The sequence below is a fragment of the Janthinobacterium sp. BJB304 genome, assembly GCF_002735765.1.
Classification (GTDB): Bacteria; Pseudomonadota; Gammaproteobacteria; order Burkholderiales; family Burkholderiaceae_D; genus Janthinobacterium.
Genome location: NZ_PDZN01000004.1, coordinates 224,778 through 249,008, shown reverse-complemented (window position 1 = coordinate 249,008; position 24,231 = coordinate 224,778). Strand labels below are relative to the sequence as shown.

23 protein-coding genes are annotated in these 24,231 nt (G+C 65.3%); 19 read left to right on the top strand and 4 right to left on the bottom strand.

Annotated features, from left to right (window positions below; translation table 11 throughout):
• From CSQ95_RS06845 to CSQ95_RS06770, 16 genes are read left to right on the top strand one after another with little or no spacing between them, the layout of a single operon-like run.
• A complete protein-coding gene (locus CSQ95_RS06845) occupies positions 1 to 174 on the top strand; it encodes a Flp family type IVb pilin (protein WP_099408943.1) in 174 nt (57 codons plus the stop codon).
• Positions 171 to 1,241 (top strand): phosphatase PAP2 family protein, encoded by a 1,071-nt coding sequence (locus CSQ95_RS06840; RefSeq protein WP_099408942.1) that lies wholly within the window; start codon positions 171 to 173, stop codon positions 1,239 to 1,241. Before CSQ95_RS06845 ends, CSQ95_RS06840 begins: the two co-directional genes overlap by 4 nt.
• Entirely contained in the window at positions 1,238 to 1,825 is a 588-nt protein-coding gene (locus tag CSQ95_RS06835) for a prepilin peptidase (protein WP_218963585.1), read from the top strand. The genes CSQ95_RS06840 and CSQ95_RS06835 overlap by 4 nt, the downstream gene beginning before the upstream one ends.
• Positions 1,826 to 1,865: 40 nt before the next feature.
• Entirely contained in the window at positions 1,866 to 2,486 is a 621-nt protein-coding gene (locus CSQ95_RS06830; protein WP_070222435.1) for an isoprenylcysteine carboxylmethyltransferase family protein, read from the top strand.
• Positions 2,487 to 2,519: 33 nt separating this feature from the next.
• On the top strand, positions 2,520 to 3,866 hold the full coding sequence (locus tag CSQ95_RS06825) for an ATP-binding protein (RefSeq protein ID WP_218963584.1): 1,347 nt from the start codon (positions 2,520 to 2,522) through the stop codon (positions 3,864 to 3,866).
• The gene (cpaB, locus tag CSQ95_RS06820) at positions 3,863 to 4,711 is read left to right on the top strand and encodes a Flp pilus assembly protein CpaB (RefSeq protein WP_070313226.1); all 849 of its coding nucleotides are present in this window, start codon (positions 3,863 to 3,865) and stop codon (positions 4,709 to 4,711) included. The genes CSQ95_RS06825 and cpaB overlap by 4 nt, the downstream gene beginning before the upstream one ends.
• Positions 4,712 to 4,733: 22 nt before the next feature.
• A complete protein-coding gene (locus CSQ95_RS06815) occupies positions 4,734 to 6,323 on the top strand; it encodes a type II and III secretion system protein family protein (protein ID WP_099408941.1) in 1,590 nt (529 codons plus the stop codon).
• Positions 6,324 to 6,332: 9 nt separating this feature from the next.
• Positions 6,333 to 6,617 (top strand): hypothetical protein, encoded by a 285-nt coding sequence (locus tag CSQ95_RS06810; RefSeq protein WP_070222427.1) that lies wholly within the window; start codon positions 6,333 to 6,335, stop codon positions 6,615 to 6,617.
• Positions 6,618 to 6,663: 46 nt separating this feature from the next.
• On the top strand, positions 6,664 to 8,214 hold the full coding sequence (locus CSQ95_RS30280; RefSeq protein ID WP_099408940.1) for a TadE/TadG family type IV pilus assembly protein: 1,551 nt from the start codon (positions 6,664 to 6,666) through the stop codon (positions 8,212 to 8,214).
• A gap of 7 nt (positions 8,215 to 8,221) precedes the next feature.
• The gene (locus CSQ95_RS06800; protein WP_099408939.1) at positions 8,222 to 8,689 is read left to right on the top strand and encodes a TadE/TadG family type IV pilus assembly protein; all 468 of its coding nucleotides are present in this window, start codon (positions 8,222 to 8,224) and stop codon (positions 8,687 to 8,689) included.
• 10 nt (positions 8,690 to 8,699) lie between these two features.
• Complete coding sequence (locus tag CSQ95_RS06795; RefSeq protein ID WP_099408938.1) at positions 8,700 to 9,218, top strand: TadE/TadG family type IV pilus assembly protein; 519 nt, start codon at positions 8,700 to 8,702, stop codon at positions 9,216 to 9,218.
• A gap of 36 nt (positions 9,219 to 9,254) precedes the next feature.
• A complete protein-coding gene (locus tag CSQ95_RS06790; protein WP_099408937.1) occupies positions 9,255 to 10,406 on the top strand; it encodes an AAA family ATPase in 1,152 nt (383 codons plus the stop codon).
• A 53-nt stretch (positions 10,407 to 10,459) separates the two neighbouring features.
• The gene (locus CSQ95_RS06785; RefSeq protein WP_070222417.1) at positions 10,460 to 11,827 is read left to right on the top strand and encodes a CpaF family protein; all 1,368 of its coding nucleotides are present in this window, start codon (positions 10,460 to 10,462) and stop codon (positions 11,825 to 11,827) included.
• 10 nt (positions 11,828 to 11,837) lie between these two features.
• Positions 11,838 to 12,812, top strand: a complete 975-nt coding sequence (locus tag CSQ95_RS06780) for a type II secretion system F family protein (RefSeq protein ID WP_099408936.1) — start codon at positions 11,838 to 11,840, stop codon at positions 12,810 to 12,812.
• Positions 12,813 to 12,831: 19 nt separating this feature from the next.
• Entirely contained in the window at positions 12,832 to 13,779 is a 948-nt protein-coding gene (locus CSQ95_RS06775; protein ID WP_099408935.1) for a type II secretion system F family protein, read from the top strand.
• A gap of 13 nt (positions 13,780 to 13,792) precedes the next feature.
• Positions 13,793 to 14,827 (top strand): LytR C-terminal domain-containing protein, encoded by a 1,035-nt coding sequence (locus tag CSQ95_RS06770; RefSeq protein WP_099408934.1) that lies wholly within the window; start codon positions 13,793 to 13,795, stop codon positions 14,825 to 14,827.
• Positions 14,828 to 14,835: 8 nt separating this feature from the next.
• On the opposite strand, the gene CSQ95_RS06765 is transcribed toward CSQ95_RS06770, so the two are convergent.
• From CSQ95_RS06765 to edd, 3 genes are all read right to left on the bottom strand, one after another.
• Complete coding sequence (locus CSQ95_RS06765; protein WP_070260455.1) at positions 14,836 to 15,357, bottom strand: hypothetical protein; 522 nt, start codon at positions 15,355 to 15,357, stop codon at positions 14,836 to 14,838.
• A 181-nt stretch (positions 15,358 to 15,538) separates the two neighbouring features.
• On the bottom strand, positions 15,539 to 16,168 hold the full coding sequence (gene eda / locus CSQ95_RS06760; protein ID WP_010400696.1) for a bifunctional 4-hydroxy-2-oxoglutarate aldolase/2-dehydro-3-deoxy-phosphogluconate aldolase: 630 nt from the start codon (positions 16,166 to 16,168) through the stop codon (positions 15,539 to 15,541).
• Between the two features lie 3 nt (positions 16,169 to 16,171).
• Positions 16,172 to 18,085 (bottom strand): phosphogluconate dehydratase, encoded by a 1,914-nt coding sequence (gene edd / locus CSQ95_RS06755; RefSeq protein ID WP_099408933.1) that lies wholly within the window; start codon positions 18,083 to 18,085, stop codon positions 16,172 to 16,174.
• Positions 18,086 to 18,422: 337 nt separating this feature from the next.
• On the opposite strand from edd, the gene pgi reads away from it, so the two are divergent.
• Both pgi and CSQ95_RS06745 read left to right on the top strand, forming a co-directional pair.
• A complete protein-coding gene (gene pgi, locus CSQ95_RS06750; protein ID WP_099408994.1) occupies positions 18,423 to 20,087 on the top strand; it encodes a glucose-6-phosphate isomerase in 1,665 nt (554 codons plus the stop codon).
• A 14-nt stretch (positions 20,088 to 20,101) separates the two neighbouring features.
• Positions 20,102 to 20,998 (top strand): SMP-30/gluconolactonase/LRE family protein, encoded by an 897-nt coding sequence (locus tag CSQ95_RS06745; RefSeq protein WP_099408932.1) that lies wholly within the window; start codon positions 20,102 to 20,104, stop codon positions 20,996 to 20,998.
• 172 nt (positions 20,999 to 21,170) lie between these two features.
• Here CSQ95_RS06745 and CSQ95_RS06740 read toward each other — a convergent pair whose 3' ends face one another.
• Complete coding sequence (locus CSQ95_RS06740; protein WP_099408931.1) at positions 21,171 to 22,124, bottom strand: chemotaxis protein; 954 nt, start codon at positions 22,122 to 22,124, stop codon at positions 21,171 to 21,173.
• Between the two features lie 562 nt (positions 22,125 to 22,686).
• On the opposite strand from CSQ95_RS06740, the gene zwf reads away from it, so the two are divergent.
• On the top strand, positions 22,687 to 24,159 hold the full coding sequence (zwf, locus tag CSQ95_RS06735) for a glucose-6-phosphate dehydrogenase (protein WP_034750861.1): 1,473 nt from the start codon (positions 22,687 to 22,689) through the stop codon (positions 24,157 to 24,159).
• The last annotated feature ends 72 nt before the right edge of the window (positions 24,160 to 24,231 follow it).

Genomic DNA, 24,231 nt, shown 5'->3' with positions numbered 1-24,231 from the left:
GTGAAATATCTCTTCAGCCGTTTATCCGACGAGTCCGCCGTTACAGCGATCGAATACGCGCTGCTGGCGGGCCTGATCGCGGCAGTGCTGGTGGTCACGATCACCGTGCTTGGCGACCAGGTCAAGCTGCTGTTTGTCTACGTCAAGGACCAAGTGGTCCTGGCCCTGTCATGAACACCCTGCGCGCCTCGCTGCGCACCCACCGCGCCCTGCTGCTGATCGTGCTGCTGTACGCCGCCGCCGCGACCTTGCTGGCCGGCAGCCTGCCCAGCGCATCGGATATCCTCAACGTGCTGGCCGGCTTCTTCGTGGCCATCCTCACGGGTCCCGTCTTCATCCTGTGCGGCTACACCATCCACGTCATGGTGATGAAACGCCCGCACCGCCTGTGCCACTATCTGTACCACGATCTGCGCCGCTACCTGAGCAACGAGCGCCTGCTGCACGCGCTGCCGGCCATGCTGCTGATTCCCGTCTTCGCCTCCAGCTTCACCGTCTTCAAGGGCGCCATTCCGCGCCTGCACCCCTACACCTGGGATGCCACGCTGTCCGCCTGGGACCTCGCGCTGCATGGCGGCATGGCCCCATGGGAAAGGCTGCAGCCGCTGCTGGGCCACCCGCTCGTCACGGGCTTGCTCAACTTCAGCTACCATTTCTGGTTCTTCCTGTTCTACGCCATCCTGTACTGGCTCATCCTCGACACGCGCCGCCCGCTGCTGCGCATGCAGTTCCTGCTCAGCTTTGCGCTGACCTGGATCGCCCTGGGCAGCATCCTGGCCGTGCTGTTTGCCTCGGTCGGTCCCTGCTACTACGGCCACCTGCACGCCAGCGATCCATATGCGCCGCTGATGGCCTACCTGCATGACGCCAACCAGCACGTTCCCGTCTGGGCCCTGCAGGTGCAGGACATGCTGTGGCAAGGCTATCAAAGCAAGGGCGCGAACGGTGAACTGGGCATCTCCGCCATGCCCAGCATGCATGTGGCCACCGCCGTGCTGATGGCCATCATGGGCTGGAAGGTCAGCCGCGCCGCAGGGATCGCCCTGTCCGCCTTCGCCATGCTGATCCTGCTCGGCTCCATCCACCTGGGCTGGCACTATGCGCTTGACGGCTATGTGGGTGCGGCCGGCGCGGCGCTGGTGTGGCGCCTGGTGGGACGGCTGCTGGGCAGCCAGGCCGCGGCACCGGCCATGCACATGGCCACGGCGCCCTGCATGAGCAAGGAAGGACTGACGTCATGAACGCCCACCTGCCCATGCTGCTGTGCCTGGCCGTGCTGGCCACCCTGCTCGCCAGCGCCCTGTGGCACGACCTGCGCACGCGCCGCATCCCGAACCGGCTGGTGTTGTGGGGCACGCTGGCGGGCTTGATCCTCAACAGCTTCGTGCCATCGGGCGCCGGCCTGTTCGACGCCTCCTTCGGCGGCCTGGGACTGCTGCAGGCCCTGGCCGGCGCCGCCGCCGGGCTGGCCCTGCTGCTGCCCATGTACCTGCTGCGCGCCCTGGGCGCCGGCGACGTCAAGCTGATGGCCATGTGCGGCGCCTTCCTCGGTCCCGACGCCGTGCTCGAAGCGGCCCTGCTGACCTTCCTGTGCGGCGGCGTGCTGGCCCTGGCCGCCGCGCTGGCCGGCCAGCGCCTGCGCCAGGTGCTGAAAAACACGTATCACATGATGCTGGGCGCGCTGCTGCACAGCCTGGCCGGCGGCGCCGCCACGATCGCCGAGCCGCCGCCGGCCACCGGCAAGCTGGCCTACGCCTTCGCCATCGCCAGCGGCACCGGCTTGCAGGTCTTCCTGCATTACACCCACCTGTGGAGTCTGCGCTGAAACGCGCCGCTCCGACGACCAGCCACCATAGGACCTGACCATGGACACCCTCGCCACCCTCTGCCACTCGCGCCACGCCAGCCTGTTCACCAGCATCGCCATGGCTTGCCTGTGGACGTTCTTTGCCAGCGCCCACGTGGTGGGATTCCTGCACAGCGGCGACTGGAGCTATCTGCTGTTCTGCGCCGCCGAAACCCTGGCCGCCCTGTTCTTCATCGTGCGTTCGGCCCCCGTCAGCGTCTCCACCGATGCGGGCGACTGGCTGCTGGCCATCGGCGCCACCTTCGCGCCCTTCCTTCTGTCCCCCGCCGACATGGCCATCTGGCCCGGCGCGCGCTATCTGCTGGCCGTCGGCAGCCTGCTGCAGATCGCCGGCCTGCTGTCGCTGAACCGCAGCTTCGGCCTGGTGGCGGCGCAGCGCGAGATCAAGACGGGCGGCGTCTACCGCGTGATACGCCATCCGCTGTATGCAAGCTACCTGATTTCCCTGAGCGGCTACCTGCTGGCCAACACTTCGCCCGCCAACACCGTCATTTATGTCGCGACGATGGGCATGATGGTGATGCGCCTGCTGCGCGAAGAGCGTTTCCTGTCCGCCGACGTGCGCTACCGCGTCTACATGCGCCAGGTGAAGTACCGCCTGCTGCCCTTCATTTTCTGATATCCAGCCATCCGAACAAGAGGAGTATCCATCATGCCTGACACCTATCCAGAACGCAGCGACGGCGGCGGCGTCGAACCGGCGGCCAAGCGCGCGCCACGCACGGTCGAGGAAACGGGATTGCCCTTCCTGTTCCTGGTCGAACTGCTGGTCAAGATACTCTTCCTGCGCGGCCAGATCGGCCTGCCCGCCCTGTCGACGCACGTGAAACTGGGCGCCGGCGTGCTCGAACCGCTGCTCACCTTCATGCGCGCCGAAAAGCTGTGCGAAGCGCGCCGCAATGGCGGCAGCGGCACCGACGCCGACCTGTATTACCTGCTGGGCGACCAGGGCCGCCTGCGCGCCGCCGAATACATGCGCCGCAACGCCTACAGCGGTCCCGCCCCCGTCACCTTGTCCGATTACAGCAACCAGGTGCTGGCGCAAAGCGTGGCCGACATGCATGTCACCCGCGACGACGTGCAGCGCGAATTTCGCGACGTGGTGGCCAGTTCGGCCGTGCTCGACCAGCTGGGCGCAGCCATGAATTCCGGACGCGCCCTGTTCTTTCACGGCCCCGCCGGCAGCGGCAAGAGCTACCTGGCCGAGAGCCTGAACGGCTTGCTCAGCGGCGCCATCGCCCTGCCCCATGCCGTGATGGTCGACGGCGAAGTGCTGCCCTTCCTCGACCCCATGCTGCACACCCTGTCAAGCAAAGGCCTCGTGCCATCCGACCCCCGCTGGGTGCGCGCCGAACGCCCCGCCGTGCTGACGGGCGGCGAGCTGACGCTCGACATGCTGGACCTGCAATTCGACCAGGGCACCCGCCTGTACCAGGCGCCGCCGCACCTGAAGGCCAACAACGGCATCTTCATCATCGACGACCTGGGCCGCCAGCGCTGCTCGCCCGTGGAACTGATGAACCGCTGGATCGTGCCGATGGCGCGCCACATCGATTACCTGTCGCTGCACACGGGCTACAAATTCCCCGTGCCCTTCGACGTCATCGTCGTGTTCTCGTCGAACCTGGCGCCGCAGCAGCTGGCCGACGATTCCTTCCTGCGCCGCATCGGCTACAAGATCCATGTGGGTCCCTTGAGCGCCTACCACTACCTGGCCGTGTTCCGCAGCACCTGCGCCCAGCTGGGCATCAATTTCGACGAAGCCTCCTACACCTACCTGCTGCACCTGCATAGCCTCTACAAGCGGCCCTTGCTCGCCTGCTATCCGCGCGACATCCTCGCGCAGGTCTGCGACCAGGCGCGTTATGAAGACCACCCGGCGCAACTGTCTCCGGAAGTCCTGTTCTGGGCATGGCAAAACTATTTCGGCAGCGATAACGACCTCGCAAGCACACACACCGGACCGGCAGCGGTCCAGCACAAAGGGGAAGCAAAATGAGAAACGCACGCGCTCTGACGATGATGGCCATTGCGGTCATCCTGGCGTTCGCCGCGGTCATCGTGGCCGCGCGCTGGATCAATGCCCAAGCCTCGGGCAACATCAACAAGGTGGCCGTGGCCCAGGTCGACATCAGCCTGGGGGCACGCCTCACGCCCGACATGGTGCGCATGGTCGACTGGCCATCGAACGCGCTGCCGCCAGGCGCCATCAACGATCCGAAACTGCTGGAAACGCGCGTCACGCGCACCAGCATCCAGCACGGCGAACCGATCATGGAAGGCAAGCTGGCGCCTCCCGGCACGCAAGGCGGCCTGTCGGCCGTCGTCGCCGAGGGCAAGCGCGCCATGACCGTGCGCGTCAACGACGTGGTGGGCGTGGCCGGCTTCGCCCTGCCCGGCAACTTCGTCGACATCCTCGTCAACACCCAGGGCGAAGGGGCCCGCAAGACGCCGGACCGCGATCCGAACATTTCCAAGATCGTGCTCGAACGCATCCTCGTGCTGGCCATCGCCCAGGAATCGAGCCGCGACGACACCAAGCCCAAGGTGGTCAACGCCGTGACCCTGGAGCTGACGCCGGATCAGGCTGAAAAACTCGACCTGGCGCGCAGCGTGGGCACCCTGTCGCTGGTGCTGCGCAATCAGGTCGAGGACAAGCCCGTCAACACGGAAGGCGCCACCAAGTCCAGCTTGCTCGATGAAAAGGTCGCCATGGCCGCCCCCGCCGCCATGGTGCAAGCCAAGCCGCTGCCACGCCGCCGTCCCGCCGCCGCACCCGCGCCTCAGGCCGGTCCACGCGTCGATGTCATCAAGGGGCTGGAACGCAGCTCCCAACAATTCTAACCTGCACCAGAGGAGTCACGCCATGAGCACATATTGCACAGCAAGCGGAAGCCGGGTACTGAGCCTGGCGCTTGCCCTCGCCATGATCGGCGCCCTGGCGCCCCAGGCACGCGGCGAACCCGTCGCCGCTGCCGCCACCGCCGCCGGCACCGACACGGGAGCCGCCAGGAGCAATCGGGCGGCCGCCCGGCCCAGGGCCACGCCGCCGCAAAGCGAATCGCGCGCCGGCCGCACCGAGATGGCGCCGCAAATGAGCCTGGCCGAAGGCAAGTCGACCCTGATGCGCCTGCCGTTCGCCGCCAGCCGCATGTCCGTCGGCGACCCGCGCATCGCCGACGTCATCCTGCTCAATCCCAACGAGGTGTACCTGCTGGGGCGTTCCGTCGGCACCACCAACCTGATCCTGTGGAACAAGAGCAATGACGCCACCATCATCGACCTGGCCGTCGGCATCGACAGCAGCAGCCTGCAGGCACGCATGGCCGAACTGCTGCCGAACGAAAAAATCCACGTCACGGTGGCGGGCGACACCCTGATCCTGTCGGGCATGGTCAGCGACGTCGTCAAGGCCGACCAGGCCCTGTCGCTGGCCAACGCCTATGTACAGCGCAGCGCCCGCAGCGGCGCGGCCAGCTCCGGCGCCGCGCCAGCCGCGGGCGCCGCCGCGCCGGCCCCCGCTGCCACGCCGGATGCCAGCATGCCGCGCGTGATCAACCTGCTGTCGATCGCCGCGCCGCAGCAGGTGATGCTGGAAGTGAAGGTGGCCGAAGTGTCGAAGGTGCTGGTCGACCAGCTGGGCGCCAGTCTGGGCATCAACAAGACCATCGGCAGCTGGTCGTATTCGCTGCTGTCCAGCCTTCTCAGCAACAATCCCAGCGGCTTGAGCGGCGCCAGCAAGAACAACTTCTTCAACCTCGACGCGCAAAAACGCGATGGTCTGATCAAGGTGCTGGCCGAACCGAACATCATGGCCATCAGCGGCCAGGAGGCCAGCTTCCTGGCCGGCGGCAAAATCTTCATCCCCGTCAGCCAGAGCAACAATAACGGCGTGCCCACCATCACCCTGGAAGAGAAGGAGTTCGGCGTGGCCGTGAAATTCACGCCCACCGTGCTCGATGGGGGGCGCATCAACCTGAAGGTGGCGCCGGAAGTGTCGGACCTGAACAAGGACGGCATCGGCATCACCGCCACCGGCATCTCGGCCACGGCCATCCTGCCATCGTTTACGACGCGGCGCGCCACCACCACGGTGCAGCTGTTCGACGGCCAGAGCTTCGCCATCGGCGGCCTGATCAAGAACAACGTGACCAGCAATATCAAGGCCCTGCCAGGCCTGGGCGAAGTGCCCGTGCTGGGCGCCCTGTTCCGCAGCACGGACTTCCAGACGGACCGCTCGGAACTGGTCTTCATCATCACGCCGCACCTGGTCAAGCCGCTGCCGGCCGACTACAAGCTGCCCACCGACGGCTACATCCAGCCGACGCGCGGCGACATGTTCATGCAGGGAAAAATGGAGGGCAGCGCACCGGCGCCCGCCCCCGCAGCGCCAGCAGCGCCCATGCAGCCGCAAGCGGCCGCGCCCCAGTCCGCCGCCGGCTTCGACCTCAAATAGGAGAACACCATGAAAACCGCACATTGCCTGCCTTGCGCCACCCTGCTGTCGCTATTGCTGTTAGCCGGCTGCGCCGCCACCACCACGCCCGTGCTCGATTCGCACTTCGGCGAATCGGTGGCCCTGCTCAAGGCGCAGCAGATCATGTATCCGGACGCCTACCGCAACATGGACCCCGTCAGCGGCATCGACGGCAAGGCCGGCGCCAGCGCCTACCAGCGCTACCAGAAATCGTTCGCCGCGCCGGAACCGCAACCGAACGTCTTCACCATCGGCGTGGGCGGACGCCAGTAGGCGCCAGTTTCGCGACGCACTCCCCCCAGGCCACCAGGAGACAGCCATGAAGACCGCATTTCGCAGGCACGACAAGCAGCAGGGCGCGATCGCCATCGTGCTGGGGCTGACCCTGGTGGTGCTGTTCGCCATGGGCGGCCTGGTGCTGGACCTGGGCCACCTGTACATCGCCAAGACGGAACTGCAGAACGGCGCCGACAGCGCCGCCCTGGCAGGCGCCGTGGAACTCAATCAGAGCGCCGCCGGCATCGACAATGCGCAGACGAAGGCCATCGCCATCGCGCAAAAGAACCGCTATGACTTTTCCACCGCGCTGACCATCACGGCCGCCAACATCAGCTTTGGCCCCAGCCCGGACGGTCCCTGGTCGTCCGGCGCCAGCGCCCGCACCAGTCCGCAAGGAATGACCTTCATCCAGGTCGACACGGGCAGCAAGACCTTCGCCACCTACCTGATGGGCATCGCCGGCATCGCCAGCACCAGCACCTCGGGCGTGGCCGTGGCGGGCCGCTTCGTCAACGACGTCACGCCGATCGGCGTGTGCGCCGTCGATCCGGCCAACAAGTCGGCGCAATACACGTATCCGGCCGCGCCGGCCGGCACGGGCCTGACGGAGCTGGTGGAATTCGGTTTTCGCCGCGGCGTCACCTACAATCTGTTCGGTCTCAATCCGCTGGGCGGCCCGTCCGATCCCTACCTGATCAACCCCGTCGACGCGCCGCCCGGCAGCTGCAGCGCCTCGCACGCGAGCGCCGCCTCCACCGCGCCATTCATGTGCACCGGCAGCAGCGCCGTCATCACCAGCGGCACGGGCCAGGTCTACACGAACACGGGGCTGACGGCTTCGCTGGCCGCCTCGCTCAATTCGCGTTTCGACGACTACGGCGGGCCATCCGTGTGCGACCCCGCGACGGCACCGCCCGACACCAATATCAAGGAATATCCGTGCGTGGGCGCCGCCTCGCCCTGCGCCGCCACTGCCGCCAACTCGCCGCCCACCGGCTGGATGCAGCCGGGCGCCAGCACCTTGCCCAGCCAGCAGCCGGTCAGCCTGGCCGGCAACAAACCGAATTACCAGCTGCCGTCAGCCGGTCCCGTCCCGGCACCGTCGGCCACGTTCGCCCAATTCGCCGGCTACGGCGTGCTGTGGTCCTACGGCCCCGCCTACCAAAGCAATGGCGCCACCCCGGCCAAGGCCGGCACGGCCTACAGCGTCGCGGACGGCAACGCCAACCCCATGTACAGCACGGCCAAGGCGAATTACTTCGACACGGCCAGCTACCCCGTCAGCGCCGGCGCAGGCTTTCCTGCCAGTACGCCGCCTGCGCCGTACAACCAGACCAGCGGCCCCACGTTCCAGGCGCCATCGGTGGCCCATCCGGGCCAGCGCAACCGCCGCATCCTCAACGTGGTGCTGGTCGACTGCCGCACGGCGCCAGTCGGGCCGGCTTCGTGCGGCACCATGAACGCGGTTGGCATCGGCAAATTCTTCATGACGATGAAAGCCGATTTCAGCGGCGGCACCAAGCGCCTCGACGTCGAGTTCGCGGGCCTGATCGAGCCCGTGCCGAATTCCGAAATCAAACTCTACAAGTGAGGCGGCCATGCGCATCCACCTTTCCCCTATCAAACAGCGCGGCGGCGCCGCCGTCGAATTCGGCATCGTGCTGGCACTGCTGATCACCCTGCTGGCCGGCATCTTCGGCTTCGGCCGCGCTTTCTGGTACTACGACGCGCTGAACAAGGCCACGCGCGACGCGGCGCGCAACATGTCCGTCAAGGCCAAGGCTGGCATCGCCTCGCAGGGCGTGCCGGCGGCCAAACAGACGGTGGCCGACGCGGCCGTCAGCGCCGGCATCAGCGACTTCACCACGGCCAACGTGACGGTCACCTGCCTGGACGCGGCATTCAACGACAGCAGCTGCACCGACGGCACGGCGCCGGGCGGCATCCGCGTCGAAGTCGTCAACTACACGCTGTCGGTGGGCCAGTACCTGCCCTTCGTGATCGGCGCGGCCAGCACCTATGCCACGCCGCTCGCACCGCGCACCACCATGCGCTACATGCTGTAAGGAGAACGCCATGTGCCACCGCCTTTCATCGTCTCCTCCAGCCGGGCGCCAGCGTGGCGCCGCCGCAGTCGAATTCGCCCTGGTGTCGCTGCTGTTTTTCACCCTGCTGTTCGGCATCCTGGAATTCGGCCGCATGCTGTACCTGTACAACACGGTGCAGGAAGTGAGCCGCCGCGCCGCGCGCGAAGCGGTGGTGCGCTGGATCGACCAGACGGACGCCGTCAAGACCCTGGCCCTGTTCGGCGGCACGGCCCTGCCGGCCGCGCCCGAACTGACGGCCGCCAACATCACCATCCGCTACCTGAACAAGAGCGGCGCCGAAGTGACCTTGCCGCCGACTGACCCGGGCGACAACCTGTCGGCCTGCGGCGACAACACGCGCACGGCCAGCTGCATCGACAGCGTGCGCGTGTCGATCGACAACGTCAGCTACACGCCGATGGTCAGCCTGTTCGGTTTTCTGAATATCGCCGTGCCAGCCTCGGTGGTGATCATGCACGCCGAAAGCCTGGGCTTCCAGATCAACTGAACGCCTTTACCGAATGTCTTTACCGGGGAGTACCAAGTGAATATCGTCATCGTCTCGAAGAATGAAGCCCAGCTCAAGCGGCTGACCCGTTTGCTGCGCGAACGCAGCACGGCCGACCGCGTCTCCCTGCTGGCGAGCATACCGGATGTGTTCGACAACGGCGTCACGCCGGACTTGCTGCTGCTGGAGCAGGAGCAGACGGGCGAAGCGGAGCTGGAACGGCTCGAACTGCTGGGCGGACGCCATCCGAACCTGGCCATCATCGTGCAATGTCCGCAGCAAAGTCCGCAATTCCTGCTGCGCTCGATGCGCGCCGGCGTGCGCGAAGTGCTGCATCCCGACGACGACGCGGCCCTGTGCGCCGCCTTGCGCCGCATCGAGGACAAGCTGCAGAAACAGGTCACGCGCAAGGGCCAGGTGCTGGCCTTCGTCTCGTGCAAGGGCGGCAGCGGCGCCACCTTCATCGCCGCCAACCTCGGCTACGCGCTGGCCGCCGGCGAACAGCGCAAGGTGGCGCTGTTCGACCTGAACCTGCAGTTCGGCGACGCCGCCCTGTTCGTCTCGGACCACAAGCCGGCCACCACCCTGTCGCAGCTGTCGCAGCAGATCGTGCGCCTCGACGCCTCGCTGCTCAGCGCCAGCATGATCCAGATCACACCCGCCTACAGCGTGCTGGCCGCCGCCGACGACCCGGCCCATGCGGCCGACGTCGAGGCCGACCATATCGACCGGCTGCTGACCCTGGCGCGCAGCCAGTACGACTACATCCTGCTCGACGTGGGACGCGGACTCGACCCCGTCAGCGTGCGCGCGCTGGACCGGGCCGACCTGATCTTCCCCGTGCTGCAGGCAACCTTGCCGTATGTGCGCGACGGCAAGCGCCTGCTCGACGTGTTCCGCGGCCTCGGCTACCGCGAAGACAAGGTCCGCCTGATCCTGAACCGCTATGCCAGCAGCGACAGCATCCGCGTGGCCGACCTGGAAGCGGCGTATGGCAAGCACGTCTACAAATCCATCCCCAACCACTACGAAGCGGTGGCGGCCTCCGTCAGCCAGGGCGTGCCCATCCTCAAGCTGACGCCGCACAACGCCGTCTCGCGCGCCTTGCAGGAACTGGCCGCCAGCCTGGCAGGCGAAACCCCGCCCGCCGCGCAAAGCTGGGTTTCGCGGCTGCTCGCGCGCGCCTGAGGCTCCAGCCTGATCCTCAAGCCTGATACCGCCCCACTCACCGGAGACCGACCATGACTGCCGAAAAACTCACCCTGCGGGACCGCCTGGGCTATGCCCAGGATGACGCCAGCCTGAATGACGATGCCGCGCACCAGGGCGCAGCGAGCCACAGCTACCAGCAGCTCAAGCACCGCACCCACCAGGCGCTGCTCGACCGCGTCGACCTGGAGGGCATGCAGCGCCTGTCGCGCGAGCAGATCCGCGAAGAGCTGAAAATCCTCGTCAGCGACGTGCTCACGGAAGACAACGTGGTGATCAACGAGCTGGAACGGCGCTCGCTGATCCGCGACATCCAGGACGAGGTGCTCGGCTTCGGCCCGCTCGAACCGCTGCTGGCCGATCCCGGCGTGTCCGACATCCTCGTCAACACCTACCGCCAGGTGTATGTCGAGCGCCATGGCCGGCTGGAGCTGAGCGACGTCTGCTTCACCGACGACGCCCACCTGATGAAGATCATCGACAAGATCGTCTCGCGCGTGGGCCGGCGCATCGATGAATCGAGCCCCATGGTCGATGCGCGCCTGCCCGACGGTTCGCGCGTGAACGCCATCATCCCGCCGCTGGCCATCGACGGCCCCGTGATGTCGATCCGGCGCTTCTCGGCCCAGCCGCTGCGCCTGGCCGACCTGCTGCTCAAGCACAGCCTGACGGAGGAAATGAGCACCACCCTGCAGGCGCTGGGCAAGGCCAAGGTTAACATCCTGATCTCGGGCGGCACGGGCAGCGGCAAGACCACCATGCTCAACGCGATTTCCGGCTTCATCAGCACGGCCGAACGCATCGTCACCATCGAGGACGCGGCCGAACTGCAGATGCAGCAGCCGCACGTGGTACGCCTGGAAACGCGGCCCGCGAACATCGAGGGCAAGGGCGAGGTGACGCAGCGGGCGCTGGTGCGCAACGCGCTGCGCATGCGCCCCGACCGCATCATCCTGGGCGAGGTGCGCGGCGCCGAGGCGCTCGACATGCTGGGCGCGATGAACACGGGCCACGAAGGCTCGATGGCCACCATCCACGCGAACACGCCGCGCGACGCGCTGACGCGGCTGGAAAACATGATCAGCATGGCTTCCGCGGCCCTGCCCGTGAAAGCCATGCGCCAGCAGATCAGTTCAGCCATCAGCGTGGTGGTGCAGGTATCGCGCCTGACGGACGGCAAGCGCAAGGTCACGTCGATCCAGGAAATCACGGGCATGGAGGGCGAGATGATCACCATGCAGGAAATCTTCACCTTCCGCCAGACGGGCATCGGCGAGGACGGCACGGTGCAGGGGCATTTCCATGCCAGCGGCGTGCGGCCGCGTTTCCTGGAACGCCTGCGCGCCTTCGGCATCAGCCTGCCGGAAACCCTGTTCGATCCCGCCCGCCAGTACCATTAAGGGGAGCATCATGGACTATCTCTATTACGTATTCGCCATCCTCACCTTCATCGCCGTGGTACTGCTGATCGAGGGCGTGTACCTGGCATGGAACACCTCGCGCGGTCCGGAAGCGGAAAGGGTCGCGCGCCGCCTGCGCATCATGTCGGCCGGCGCGCATGGCGACACGGGCAGCTCGATGATCAAGAAGCGCCTGCTGAGCGACACCCCGGCCCTGCAGCGCGTGCTGCTCAGCGTGCCCCGCGTGCATGCGCTCGACCGCCTGCTGGAGCAGTCGGGCCTGAGCTGGAGCGTGGCCAGCTTCGCCGGCGTGATGCTGGCCACGGCCGGCGCCGCATTTTTTCTGCTCAGCTACCTCAGCGTGCCGTGGCTGCTGCTCCTGCCGCTGGTGGCGGGCGCGGCCCTGCTGCCGCTGCTGGTGGTCTTGCGCGCCAAGGCCAAGCGCCTGCAGCGCATCGAGCAGCAACTGCCCGACGCGCTGGACCTGATGGCGCGCGCCCTGCGCGCCGGCCATGCCTTCCCCACCGCCCTGAAAATGGTCGGCGATGAAATGAACGCGCCGCTGGCCGTGGAATTTCGCGCCACCTTCGACGAAGTCAATTTCGGCATCGCCATGCAGGACGCCCTGATGAACCTGGCCACGCGCGTGCCCAGCACGGACTTGCGCTACTTCGTCATCGCCGTGCTGATCCAGCGCGAAACGGGCGGCAACCTGGCCGAACTGCTCGACAGCATCAGCCGCATCATCCGCGAGCGCATCAAGCTGCTGGGACAGGTGCGCGTGCTGTCGGCCGAAGGCAAGCTGTCGGCCTGGATCCTGTCGCTGCTGCCCTTCGGCGCGGCGGCCATGATCCACCTGACCAATCCGCAGTTCCTGGAAATGCTGTTCGTCGACCCGGGCGGACGCAAGATGCTCGCCGGCGCCCTGGTGATGATGGTGTGCGGCATCCTGGTCATGCGCAATATCATCCGCATCCGCGTCTGAGCCCGCAAGGAGAACCCTCATGAATCCCGTGCATATCGCCTTTCTCGCCCTGCTCTTCATTGCCGTCTTTGGCACCGTGCTGGTGGCCATGCGCAGCTTTGCGCCCGATCCCTTGCGCCAGCGCATGGACAACGCCACCGGCAAGAGCGCGGCGGCACCCGGCGCATCGGCGCCCAGCCCCTGGCTGGCGCGCATGGTGCGCCTGAGCGGCCCCCTGGCCAAACTGTCGCTGCCCGACCAAGGCTGGGAAGGCTCGGTGATGCGCCGGCGCTTCATGAATGCCGGCCTGCGCCAGGCATCGGCGCCCATCCTGTTCTTTTCCGCCAAGACCATGCTGGCCATCGGCCTGCCCCTGCTGCTGTTCCTGGGGCTGAGCGCCTCGGGCAGCCAGGTGGCGGGCAAGGCGTTGCTGTTCTGGCTGCTGATCGTGGCCGCCATCGGCTACTACCTGCCCAATATCGTGCTGGCACAAATGATCAAGCGGCGCCAGCGCGATATCTTCGAAAGCTTTCCCGATGCGCTGGACCTGATGACGGTGTGCGTGGAAGCAGGCCTGGCCATGGATGCGGCGCTGGCCCGGGTGGCGGCCGAGATCGCCCTGAAAAGCGCCGTGCTGGCCGAGGAATTGCATCTGGTGATGCTGGAACTGCGCGCCGGCAACACCAAGGAGCGGGCGCTGCGCAACCTGGCCCTGCGCACGGGCGTCGAGGATGTCGACGCGCTGGTGGCCATGCTGATCCAGGCCGAGCGCTTCGGCACGAGCATCGCCGCGTCGCTGCGCGTGCAGTCGGACCAGCTGCGCACCAAGCGCCGCCAGATGGCCGAGGAAGAAGCGGCGAAGATCGCCCTCAAGCTGCTGTTCCCGCTGATCTTTTTCATCTTCCCTTCGCTGCTGGTCGTCCTGATGGGGCCAGCCTTCCTGCAAATTTACCGCGTGCTCCTGCCCAGCATGGGCAGCGGCAGCTGACCGGAGAACCGCCATGTCACAGCACACCACCCTGATGCTCATGCTCGCCTGCGCCGGCCTGCTGCCCGCCTGCGGCCACCTGCCCGGTCCCGCCAGCCAGCACAGCCAGGCCAATCACGCCGCCCCGCCCCAGGCGCGCAGCATTGACAGCCCCGCCGCCCGCAGCGCCGCGTTCTGCAAGCTGGGCAAGCGCATGCAGGAACTGGGCGATCCGCGCGCGGCGATGGCCGCCTACCGCGAAGCGATGCTGCTTGAGCCCGACTCGCCCGACGCACGCAATGGCGCCGCCGTACTGCACGCGCAGCTGGGCCAGCTGGACACGGCGCGCGCCATGCTGCAGGCGCTGGCGCAAGAGGCGCCGACGGCCAGGACCTACAACAACCTCGGCTACGTACTGTACCTGCAGGGCGATTACGACCAGGCGGCCAGCGTGCTGCGCCAGTCGCTGCAGCTCGACAATGGCCAGCAGCCGGCGCGCGCCAATCTGGATCTCACCATCGCGGCGCTGGCGCGCAGCATAGCGACGGTCGATGCGGCCGATGCCACCGCGGACGCCGTCGCGCCCGATCTGGCGCCGGCGCCCATGCCGGCGGCACCGGCCAGCCGTCTGCAGCTGACGCAGTCGCAGCCAAATATCTTCACGCTGAGCTGGCGCGACACGCCCGTGGCGCCACGCGCCGCGCCAGCAGCCGTGCCCGCCCTGGCGAAGCAGGCGGCGCCGCTGCCACGGCTGGAAGTCATCAACGGCAATGGAGAAACAGGGATGGCGGCGCGCATGCGCGGCATGCTGGGCGGCATGGGCATCAGCGTGCTGCGGCTGGGCAACCAGCGGCCTTACGGCATTCAGGCCAGCAGCATCGTCTACCGTCCCGGGCACGCCGAGGCAGCGGCCGCCCTGGCCCTGGCATTGGGCGGCATGCCGCAACTGCAGGCGGCCGGCGACAGCGGCATCGGCGCGGGCGCCGACCTGCGTTTATTGCTGGGCAAGGATGCGGCGGCCAGCCTGCGCGCACCGGACGTGCGCCTGGCATCGAACACGGCACCGTAGCAGTGGCGTCAGCGTGGCAGCAGGCGGCGGTCGGCGGGGTTGATCAGGAAGCCCTGCAGGATATCCTGCAGCTGCGGCAGTTTCGCCACGTAGGCGGGAATGCCCAGCTGGCGCGCGCCGAAGTAGTGGGCGATGATGTCGCCCTGCTGCTCCATGTTGAAGTCGGACAGGACGCCGCCAGCCTGCGCATCGTAGCGGTAGGCCCGTTGCCCGATGTAGCCGCCGCGCAGCGCCAGCAGCACGCCATGCAGCAGCACGCCGTAGCCGAGCTGGTACTGCCACACGTGCACCATCTCGTGGATGAAGAACAGCTTGCCGCTGTTGCCTTCGCGGGAAAAATCGTCGCGGTACTGGGCCGGCATGAAGTGCAGGCTGCCGCGCGGCGTCATCGCCGTGTTCTGGTCCTGCAGGCCGAACGGTAGAAAGGAGCCGCGCACGACGCGCACGCGCGCGTAGTCGATGGCGCCCTGGAAGACGCTGCGGGCCATGGCGGTTTCGCCGATGGTGAGGGGGCGGCGCAGTACGCGCATGGCACTCCGTCAGAAGAAAGAAGCGGCAAGCACGCAAGCTTGCCGAATACTGCAACTGCAAGTACCTGACAGAAGCGTAGCGAGCGGCAATGATTTGTGGCCGAGAAGCGCAACCGTACTCTGGTACGGTGAGCATCGCAGGCCGCAAAGCGCGACGCGCAGTAGCTTATGTCAGGTACGGCTAAGCGGAGCGCAGGCCGCTGGCGGCCTTGGCGATTTCCGTGATGCGGTCCCAGTTGCCGGCCGCGATCGCGTCTTTCGGCGTCAGCCACGAGCCGCCCACGCAGGCGACGTTCTTGCACGCCAGGAACTGCGATGCCGTCTCTTGCGAGATGCCGCCCGTCGGGCAGAACGTGATGTCCGGCAGCGGGCCGTAGATCGCGTTGAGCATGCCGATGCCGCCCGCCGGTACGGCCGGGAACAGTTTCAGCTGCTGGAAGCCGTTTTCACGCGCCGCCATCACTTCGCCTGGCGTCATCACGCCTGGCAGCAAGGGCAGGCCGCTGCTTTTCGCCGCCGCCACCAGGGCCGAGGTCAAGCCCGGCGAAACGCCGAAGACGGCGCCCGCATCGCGTGCCTGCACGAATTCCTCGGGACGGGTCAAGGTGCCCACGCCGACGATGGCGCCCGGCACGGCCGACATGGCGCGGATCGCTTCGAGGCCGTGCTTGGTGCGCAGGGTCACTTCCAGCACGCGGATGCCGCCCGCCACCAGCGCGCGCGCCAGCGGTACGGCGTGTTCAGGATCGTCGATCGCAATCACGGGGATCACGCTCGAGGTGCGCATAATTTCCAGTAGTGTCATGGTCATCTCTTATTTCCTAGCCAAAAAGTCTTCATCGGAACCCGGTACGGTATCGCCGACATTGTCGGCGTCGTGCAAGGCGACGGTGGTGGGAATCGGCGACGGCAGGCCGAAGGTGGTGGCACCCTCTTCCGCCGCGCTGACGGTGGAACGGAACATGGAAAACAGCTCGCGGCCCATGCCGACGTGGTTCGGCGACAGGTCGGCCGTGACCAGCGCACGCGCGTGCCAGACGTCGGCCGGCACCAGCGCCTCCAGTACGCCCGTAAAGGCGTCGAGGCGGATGATGTCGCCGTCGCGCACGAGGCCCAGCGGGCCGCCGGCGAGGATTTCAGGCGAGACGTGGATGGCGGCAGGCACCTTGCCCGACGCGCCCGACATGCGGCCATCGGTGACCAGCGCCACGTGGCGGCCAGCATCCTGCAGGTTGGCCAGCGCCGGGGTCAGCGCATGCAGTTCCGGCATGCCGTTGGCGCGCGGCCCCTGGAAGCGCAGCACGGCGACGAAGTCGCGGTCCAGCGATCCCGCCTTGTAGGCGGCCATGAAGTCTTCCTGCGAATTGAACACCAGGGCAGGCGCTTCGACCGTGCGGTGCTGCGGCTTGACGGCCGACACCTTCATCACGGCGCGGCCCAGGTTTCCCGCCACCAGCACCATGCCGCCGTCCGGCGCGAATGGATTGCTGGCCGGGCGCAGCACGTTTTCGTCGGCGCTGGCGGCCGGCGCATCTTTCCAGAAAACCTTGCCGTCTTCGCCGAGGAACGGCTCCATGCAGTGCGCGCGCAAGCCGTGACCCAGGATGGTGTTGACGTCCTCGTGCAGCAGGCCCGCGTCCAGCAGTTCGCGGATCAGATAACCGGTGCCGCCGGCCGCGTGGAAATGGTTCACGTCGGCGTCGCCGTTCGGGTAGATGCGCGTGAGCATCGGCACGATGGCCGACAGTTCATTGAAATCGTTCCAGTCGATGACGATGCCGGCCGCCTTGGCGATCGCCACCAGGTGAAGGGTATGGTTGGTCGAGCCGCCCGTGGCCAGCAAGCCCACGACGGCGTTGACGATACATTTCTCGTCGACGATATGGCCGACTGGCAAGTAGCTGGCGCTTTGCGCCGTGATGACGGCCGCGCGCTGGGCGGCGGCCTTGGTCAGCGCATCGCGCAGCGGCGTGTTCGGCGTGATGAAGGCGGCACCCGGCAAATGCAGGCCCATCACTTCCATCAGCATCTGGTTGCTGTTCGCCGTGCCGTAGAAGGTACAGGTGCCGGCGCCATGGTAGGCTTTCGACTCGCCTTCGAGCAAGTCTTCGCGCGTGGCCTTGCCTTGTGCATACAGCTGGCGCACCTTGGCTTTTTCCTGGTTCGACAGGCCCGACGTCATCGGACCGGCCGGCACGAAGACGGCCGGCAAGTGGCCGAAGTGCAGCGCGCCGATCAACAGGCCCGGCACGATCTTGTCGCATACACCCAGGTACAGGGCCGCGTCGAACATATTGTGCGACAGCGCCACGGCCGTCGACATGGCGATGGTGTCGCGCGAGAACAGCGACAATTCCATGCCCGGCTGGCCTTGCGTCACGCCATCGCACATGGCGGGCACGCCGCCGGCGAACTGGGCGACGGCGCCCACTTCGCGCACGGCTTGCTTGATGATCTGCGGGAAGCCTTCGAAGGGCTGGTGCGCCGACAGCATGTCGTTGTACGAGGACACGATGGCCACGGACGGCTTCTTGTACTCCTTCAGCGACAGCTTGTCGTTGGCGGGAAAGGCGGCAAAGCCGTGCGCCAGGTTGGTGCACGACAGGGCGCCGCGCTGCACGCCCTGGATGCGGGCCGCATCCAGATGCGCCAGATAGGCGCCGCGCGATGGCCGGCTGCGCGCGATGATGCGCGCTGTTACGGATTCGACTACTGGATGCAGCGCCATATGGATTTCCTTAAAAATGAGTATTTCGTGAAATTTTACTACAAAACAGTGAAGAAGAAGCACTCTTGCATGGGCCGACCGCACAAATAAGCCACGGATTGCGGCGTATCAAGGCAAGCCCGGCAAATATCGCGTATCGGCAGCTGTCAACATAGCTCTTATATGGCACGGGCGCAATCGCTAAAAAAAGCACAACAAAAATCGGCTTCACGTCACAAACTGTAGTGAAATTACGTTTTTCTGATGTATTATTCTCATACCAATGCCGGACCCGCTGTTCGCCACCACGAACGCGCCGCGCTCCTTTCAACCGAGACAAGCACCCAAGCCGACCGCCATGCGCCAGCCAGCACCTACTCCTGCCATCACCGCCACCGCCAGTTTCCAGTCCCTGCAAGCGCATAGCGCCAGCCTGCGCGAAGTGCATCTGCGCCAGCTGTTCGCCGCCGACCCCGCACGTTTCTCGACGATGACGGTCGATGCGGCCGGCCTGCTGCTCGATTACTCGAAGAACCGGGTCGACGCCACCGCCATGGCGCTGCTGATGGACCTGGCCCGCGAGCGCGGCGTGGAAGCGCAGCGCGAAGCCATGTTCACCGGCGAGAAAATCAATCTTACCGAACATCGGGCCGTTCTGCATACCGCCTTGCGCGCGCCGCGCGGCACCAGGCTGATGGTCGATGGACAGGATATCGATGCTGACGTGCAAGATGTGCTGCAACGCGTCAAGGCATTTACGGACAAGGTCCGCAATGGCAGCTGGCTCGGCTACACAGGCAAACCGATTTGCGACATCGTTAATATCGGCATCGGCGGCTCGGACCTGGGCCCGAAAATGGCCTGCCTGGCGCTGCGCTCGTATGCCAACCCGGGACTGGAAATGCACTTTGTTTCCAACGTCGACGGTCACGACATGGAAGCGACCCTGTCGAAAGTCGATCCGGAAACCACCCTGTTCATTGTTGCCTCGAAAACCTTTGTTACCGCTGAAACCATGCTCAACGCCAACACGGCGCGCGCCTGGTTCCTGCTCGAAGGCGAAGAAAAGGATCTGGCGCAACACTTTGTGGCCGTGTCGACCAACACGCAAGCCATCGTCGACTTCGGCATTTCTCCGGACAATATGTTCCCGTTCTGGGACTGGGTCGGCGGCCGTTATTCCGTCTGGTCCTCGATCGGCCTGGCCGTGGCCTTGTCCGTCGGCTTTGAATACTTCAGCGATTTCCTCGCCGGCGCGCATGCGATGGACCAGCATTTCCGCCAGGCCCCCCTGGAAGACAACATGCCCGTGGTGCTGGCCATGGTCGGCTTCTGGAACCGCCAGTTTCTCGATTGCGGCTCCGTTTCCATCGCACCGTATCACCAGGACCTGAGCCGCTTCGCCGCCTACCTGCAACAGCTGGACATGGAAAGCAACGGCAAGCGCGTCACCAAGGATGGCGTGCCCGTCGACGTGCCGACCGGCCCCGTCATCTGGGGCGATTGCGGCACGAATGCCCAGCACGCGTATTTCCAGCTGCTGCACCAGGGCACGGACATCACCCCCATCGACTTCATCGCCGCCCTGCGCGCCACGCACGATTTGCCGGGCCACCACGATGCCCTGCTGGCGAACTGCTTCGCCCAGTCGGAAGCCTTCATGACGGGCAAGACGGCCGAGGAAGTGCGCCTTGACCTGCAGGCGCAGGGCTTGCCGGAAAGCGAAATCGAAGCGCTGGTGCCGCACAAGACTTTCCCCGGCAACCGCCCCAGCAACACCATTTTGATGGACCAGCTGACCCCGACCACCCTGGGCGCCCTGATCGCGCTGTACGAACACAAGACCTTCGTGCAGGGCGTCTTGTGGAACGTCAACAGTTTCGACCAGTGGGGCGTGGAACTGGGCAAGGTGCTGGCCAAGAAAATCCAGGCCGAACTGATGGGCGAAGCCCGTCCCGACCACCACGACAGCTCGACCAATGGCTTGATTGCCTTGGCGAAAGCCGCCAAGGCGGCGTATTAACTTAATTGAGGTTTATGAATATTTACGAAATCAAAGTAGTCAGCGACAAGGCCATGCAAGTGGGCGAATGCCCGCTATGGCATGGCAAGGAAGCGGCCCTGTACTGGGTCGACATCGATGGCCGCGCCGTGCACCGCTTGCACCCGGCCAGCGGCAAGCATGCGCAGTGGACCATGCCGACGGAACCGTCGGCGCTGGCCATCAACGCCGGCGGCGGCCTGATCGTCGCCCTGCGCAGCGGCTTTGCCCACCTCGACACGAAGACGGGCAGCCTGGCGCACATCGCGCCGGCGCCGTTCGACATGGCCACCACGCGCTTCAACGACGGCAAGGTTGACCCGGCCGGCCGCTTCTGGGTCGGCACGATTTTCGAGCCGCGCAACACTGACGCAGCGGAAATGTTCGTGCTGGAAAAGGGACAAGTGCGCAAGGTCTGGTCGGGCGGCATGACCGTGTCGAACGGCCTGGGCTTCAGTCCCGACGGGCGCACCATGTATCACTCGGATACCACCACGCACCGCATCGACCGTTTCGACTTCGACGCAGCCACGGGAGCCATTTCCGCGCCGCAACCGTTCCAGCGCTTTTCCATGGACAAGAAGGCGTTTGATTACGGCGGGCGCCCCGATGGCGCGGCCGTCGACAGCGAAGGCAATTACTGGTCGGCCATGTTTGAAGGCGGCAAGATCTTGCGCTTCGCCCCCGATGGCCATTTGCTGGGCGAAATTACCGTGCCCGTGCGCTGCCCCACCATGGTGACGTTCGGCGGCCCCGACCTGCGCACCCTGTACATCACCAGCGCCAGCCACAACCGCTCGGCAGCAGAAATCGCCGACTACCCGTTGACGGGTCACGTGCTGTCCGTGCGCGTGGACGTGGCAGGCCAGCCGGAACACCTGTATCAGGCATAGTCGTTTACCAGCATGAAAAAGCGCCGGACCCTCGCGGGTACCGGCGCTTTTTTTACGCTCACGTAGGTCGGAATAGCGGGGCAAGGCCCCGCGCAATCCGACAACAGTATTGGCCATGGTGACGTCGGATGACGCGGCGTACGCCGCTAATCCGACCTACAGTTGCTTCAGCTTACCGCGACAGCACCTTGCGGATGGTTTCCGCCAATTCAGCCGCGACGAACTTGGCCACATAACCGTCGGCGCCCACGCCCTTGACGTGGTCTTCGTTGGTCGAGCCCGTCAGCGACGAGTGGATCACCACGGGAATGTTGGAGAAGCGGCCATCGTTCTTGATGTTGCGCGTCAGGGTAAAGCCGTCCATTTCCGGCATTTCCAGGTCGGTCAGCACCAGCGCGACCTTGTCTTTCGCCGTCTTGCCTTCCGTGGCCGCCTGCACCGAGATCGCTTGCAGGCGCTCCCACGCTTCCTTGCCCGTCTTGGTCATGATGAAAGGCACGCCCATCGCTTCGAGGCCCTTTTCGATCAACGAGCGGGCCAGCGAGGAATCGTCGGCCGCGAGAATCACGGCGCCGGCCGGCAAGCGCACTTGCGGGCCGATGCTGTTTTCGTCCACGTCCGGGTCGCCCGACGGCAGCACGTTGCGCAGGATTTGCTCCACGTCCAGCACTTGCGCCAGGCGGGTCTTGTCCGTGTCGCCATCGAGGCGGGCGATGCTGGTGACGAGGCCGCCGCCGACGCTCGATTCGGCCGACAAGACCTGATTCCATTCGAGGCGCACGATTTCATCGACCTCTTCCACGGCAAACGCCTGTGTCGAGCGGGCAAATTCCGTCACCATCAGGATCTTCAAGCCGCTGCTCTTGCAACCGACCGCCATCGGCAAGTCGATCACGGGAACGATCTGACCACGGATATTGACTACGCCCAGCATGTGCGGGTGCGAGCCAGCCACCGCCGTGATGGCCGGCATTTCCATGATTTCACGGACTTTGAACACATTGATGCCGAACAGTTCGCGGCTGGCCGAGTGATCACTGGTCCCCAGCTTGAACAGGAACAGTTCGAATTTGTTATTGCCTGTCAGGCTGGTGCGTTCATCGACATCTTGCTGCATTGAATTCATTGTGTCCCCTTGAGCCGTCTTGTAAAGTTAAGTCGCCCGCCCCTGATGCTGCGGACAGTGCGGACTGCACGTCGCATGGACGCCGGACGGCGGGTTTGGGGCATGGCCGGCGCTAACGGTGCAGTGTATATCGTACAACTTCATACAACCAATAGTTGCTATCGATTCGAGCTTGAATTATACGGTTTTTTACTTTCTTCAAAGCTACTTTACGCTGCCAACGGCGATCCTGACAGCATTTCTTGATTTCCTTGTTGCTACAGCGCAAATGATGACGGAGAGAATCGAAAATTTCCCTGGCAACCATGGTTGCTTTGCAAAGCCGATAACAAGCATGACGCTGCGCCGGCGCCGGTGAACGGCATATAATGGCCATGCCGGCATCGCAGGCAGGCATACCGGGAAAAATGGCGACGGCAGCGGATGGAATGTAGTAAAATTTCTTGCAATTGCCTGTTCTACGTAGTAAATTTACACCATCGATTATAGTAGCGACAGACTGGCACTTCCGGTCGGCTTTCTCCCCGCTCCGGCCCTTTTACTTTTGCGACGACACTCACTTATGGCACTTACCGATTTTGACCTGGTCCTGTTTGGCGGCAGCGGCGATTTAGCAATGCGCAAGTTGTTGCCTGCAATGTATGCGCGCGACGTCGCGAACGATTTGCCGCCGACGGCGCGCATCATCTGTGTGGGGCGCCAGGACAGCGGCCAGGATGCCTTCCTGAAAATGGTGGAGACCAATTCGCGTCCCCACATCAAGGCCAGCACCCTGAACGCCGCCACCTGGAGCAAGTTTTGCGCGCGCATCGTGTATGTGTCGCTCAACGCCAGCGATGCGGCCACGTACGCGCCGCTGGTCGAAGCGCTGCGCGGCGACGCCGACCTGACGCGCGTGTACTACCTGGCGACGCCGCCGCATCTGTTTGCCTTGATCTGCGACAACCTGGAAGACAACGGCCTGGTCACGCCGAATTCGCGCGTGGTGCTGGAAAAGCCGCTGGGCCGCGACCTGGCCAGCGCCAAGCAGATCAATGCCGAAGTGGGCAAGGTCTTCCAGGAATCGCAGATCTACCGTATCGACCATTACCTGGGCAAGGAAACCGTACAGAACTTGCTGGCCCTGCGCTTCGGCAACATCCTGTTCGAGCCGCTGTGGCGCCGCGAATGGATTTCCGACGTGCAGATCACCATCGCCGAAAAGCTGGGCGTGGGCAACCGCATGGGTTACTACGACACCTCGGGCGCGCTGCGCGACATGCTGCAAAACCACTTGCTGCAACTGCTGTGCATCGTCGCCATGGAACCGCCGACCTCGATCGCGCCGGACGCCGTACGCGATGAAAAGCTGCAAGTGCTGCGCTCGCTGAAAAAATTCACACCGACCACCCTGGCGCAAAACATCGTGCGCGGCCAGTACCGCGCCGGCCACGTCGACGGCGCCACCGTGCCGAGCTACCGCGACGAACCCGATGCGCCGGAACATTCGCGCACCGAAACCTTCGTCGCGCTGAAGGCGGAAATCGACACCTGGCGCTGGGCCGGCGTGCCGTTCTACCTGCGCACGGGCAAGCGCATGGCCGACAGCCTGGCCGAGATCGTCGTGCGCTTCAAGCAAATTCCGCATTCGATCTTCAACCAGCCGACGTCGAGCTTCCAGCCGAACTGCCTGGTGATCCGTTTGCAGCCGGACGAAGGCTTGCGCATGAACCTGATGGCGAAAACCCCGGGCGACGGCATGCGCTTGAAACCGGCGGAACTGGAACTCGATTTCCGCGAATCGTTCAAGACCCCGCGCATGGACGCCTACGAGCGTTTGCTGCTCGACGTCCTGCGCGGCCAGCTGACCCTGTTCATGCGCGGCGACGAACTGGAAGCGGCCTGGGAATGGGTCGAGCCGATTCTCGACAACTGGGAACAGAACGACAGCGCGCCGATTCCGTACACGGCCGGCACCTGGGGCCCGGCCGCCGCCAGCGCCCTGATCGGCCGCGACGGCTTGCAGTGGCGTGAAGAGGCCTTACCTGAGGATTAACAGGCAAGACAAGGGCCTGCCAGCAGGTGGGCAGGCCCTTTATCTATTATCCCTACCATCCTGAACACCTAC

Excerpts from the sequence above, each read along its gene's own strand:
- zwf (WP_034750861.1), top strand. The coding sequence starts at position 22,687 with ATGGCACTTACCGATTTTGACCTGGTCCTGTTTGGCGGCAGCGGCGAT.
- CSQ95_RS06825 (WP_218963584.1), top strand. The coding sequence starts at position 2,520 with ATGCCTGACACCTATCCAGAACGCAGCGACGGCGGCGGCGTCGAACCG.
- edd (WP_099408933.1), bottom strand. The coding sequence starts at position 18,085 with ATGGCGCTGCATCCAGTAGTCGAATCCGTAACAGCGCGCATCATCGCG.
- CSQ95_RS06780 (WP_099408936.1), top strand. The coding sequence starts at position 11,838 with ATGGACTATCTCTATTACGTATTCGCCATCCTCACCTTCATCGCCGTG.
- CSQ95_RS06740 (WP_099408931.1), bottom strand. The coding sequence starts at position 22,124 with ATGAATTCAATGCAGCAAGATGTCGATGAACGCACCAGCCTGACAGGC.
- CSQ95_RS06815 (WP_099408941.1), top strand. The coding sequence starts at position 4,734 with ATGAGCACATATTGCACAGCAAGCGGAAGCCGGGTACTGAGCCTGGCG.
- CSQ95_RS06785 (WP_070222417.1), top strand. The coding sequence starts at position 10,460 with ATGACTGCCGAAAAACTCACCCTGCGGGACCGCCTGGGCTATGCCCAG.
- CSQ95_RS06795 (WP_099408938.1), top strand. The coding sequence starts at position 8,700 with ATGTGCCACCGCCTTTCATCGTCTCCTCCAGCCGGGCGCCAGCGTGGC.
- CSQ95_RS06770 (WP_099408934.1), top strand. The coding sequence starts at position 13,793 with ATGTCACAGCACACCACCCTGATGCTCATGCTCGCCTGCGCCGGCCTG.
- pgi (WP_099408994.1), top strand. The coding sequence starts at position 18,423 with ATGCGCCAGCCAGCACCTACTCCTGCCATCACCGCCACCGCCAGTTTC.
- CSQ95_RS06835 (WP_218963585.1), top strand. The coding sequence starts at position 1,238 with ATGAACGCCCACCTGCCCATGCTGCTGTGCCTGGCCGTGCTGGCCACC.
- eda (WP_010400696.1), bottom strand. The coding sequence starts at position 16,168 with ATGACCATGACACTACTGGAAATTATGCGCACCTCGAGCGTGATCCCC.
- CSQ95_RS06840 (WP_099408942.1), top strand. The coding sequence starts at position 171 with ATGAACACCCTGCGCGCCTCGCTGCGCACCCACCGCGCCCTGCTGCTG.
- CSQ95_RS06745 (WP_099408932.1), top strand. The coding sequence starts at position 20,102 with ATGAATATTTACGAAATCAAAGTAGTCAGCGACAAGGCCATGCAAGTG.
- CSQ95_RS06765 (WP_070260455.1), bottom strand. The coding sequence starts at position 15,357 with ATGCGCGTACTGCGCCGCCCCCTCACCATCGGCGAAACCGCCATGGCC.
- CSQ95_RS30280 (WP_099408940.1), top strand. The coding sequence starts at position 6,664 with ATGAAGACCGCATTTCGCAGGCACGACAAGCAGCAGGGCGCGATCGCC.
- CSQ95_RS06810 (WP_070222427.1), top strand. The coding sequence starts at position 6,333 with ATGAAAACCGCACATTGCCTGCCTTGCGCCACCCTGCTGTCGCTATTG.
- CSQ95_RS06800 (WP_099408939.1), top strand. The coding sequence starts at position 8,222 with ATGCGCATCCACCTTTCCCCTATCAAACAGCGCGGCGGCGCCGCCGTC.
- cpaB (WP_070313226.1), top strand. The coding sequence starts at position 3,863 with ATGAGAAACGCACGCGCTCTGACGATGATGGCCATTGCGGTCATCCTG.
- CSQ95_RS06775 (WP_099408935.1), top strand. The coding sequence starts at position 12,832 with ATGAATCCCGTGCATATCGCCTTTCTCGCCCTGCTCTTCATTGCCGTC.
- CSQ95_RS06830 (WP_070222435.1), top strand. The coding sequence starts at position 1,866 with ATGGACACCCTCGCCACCCTCTGCCACTCGCGCCACGCCAGCCTGTTC.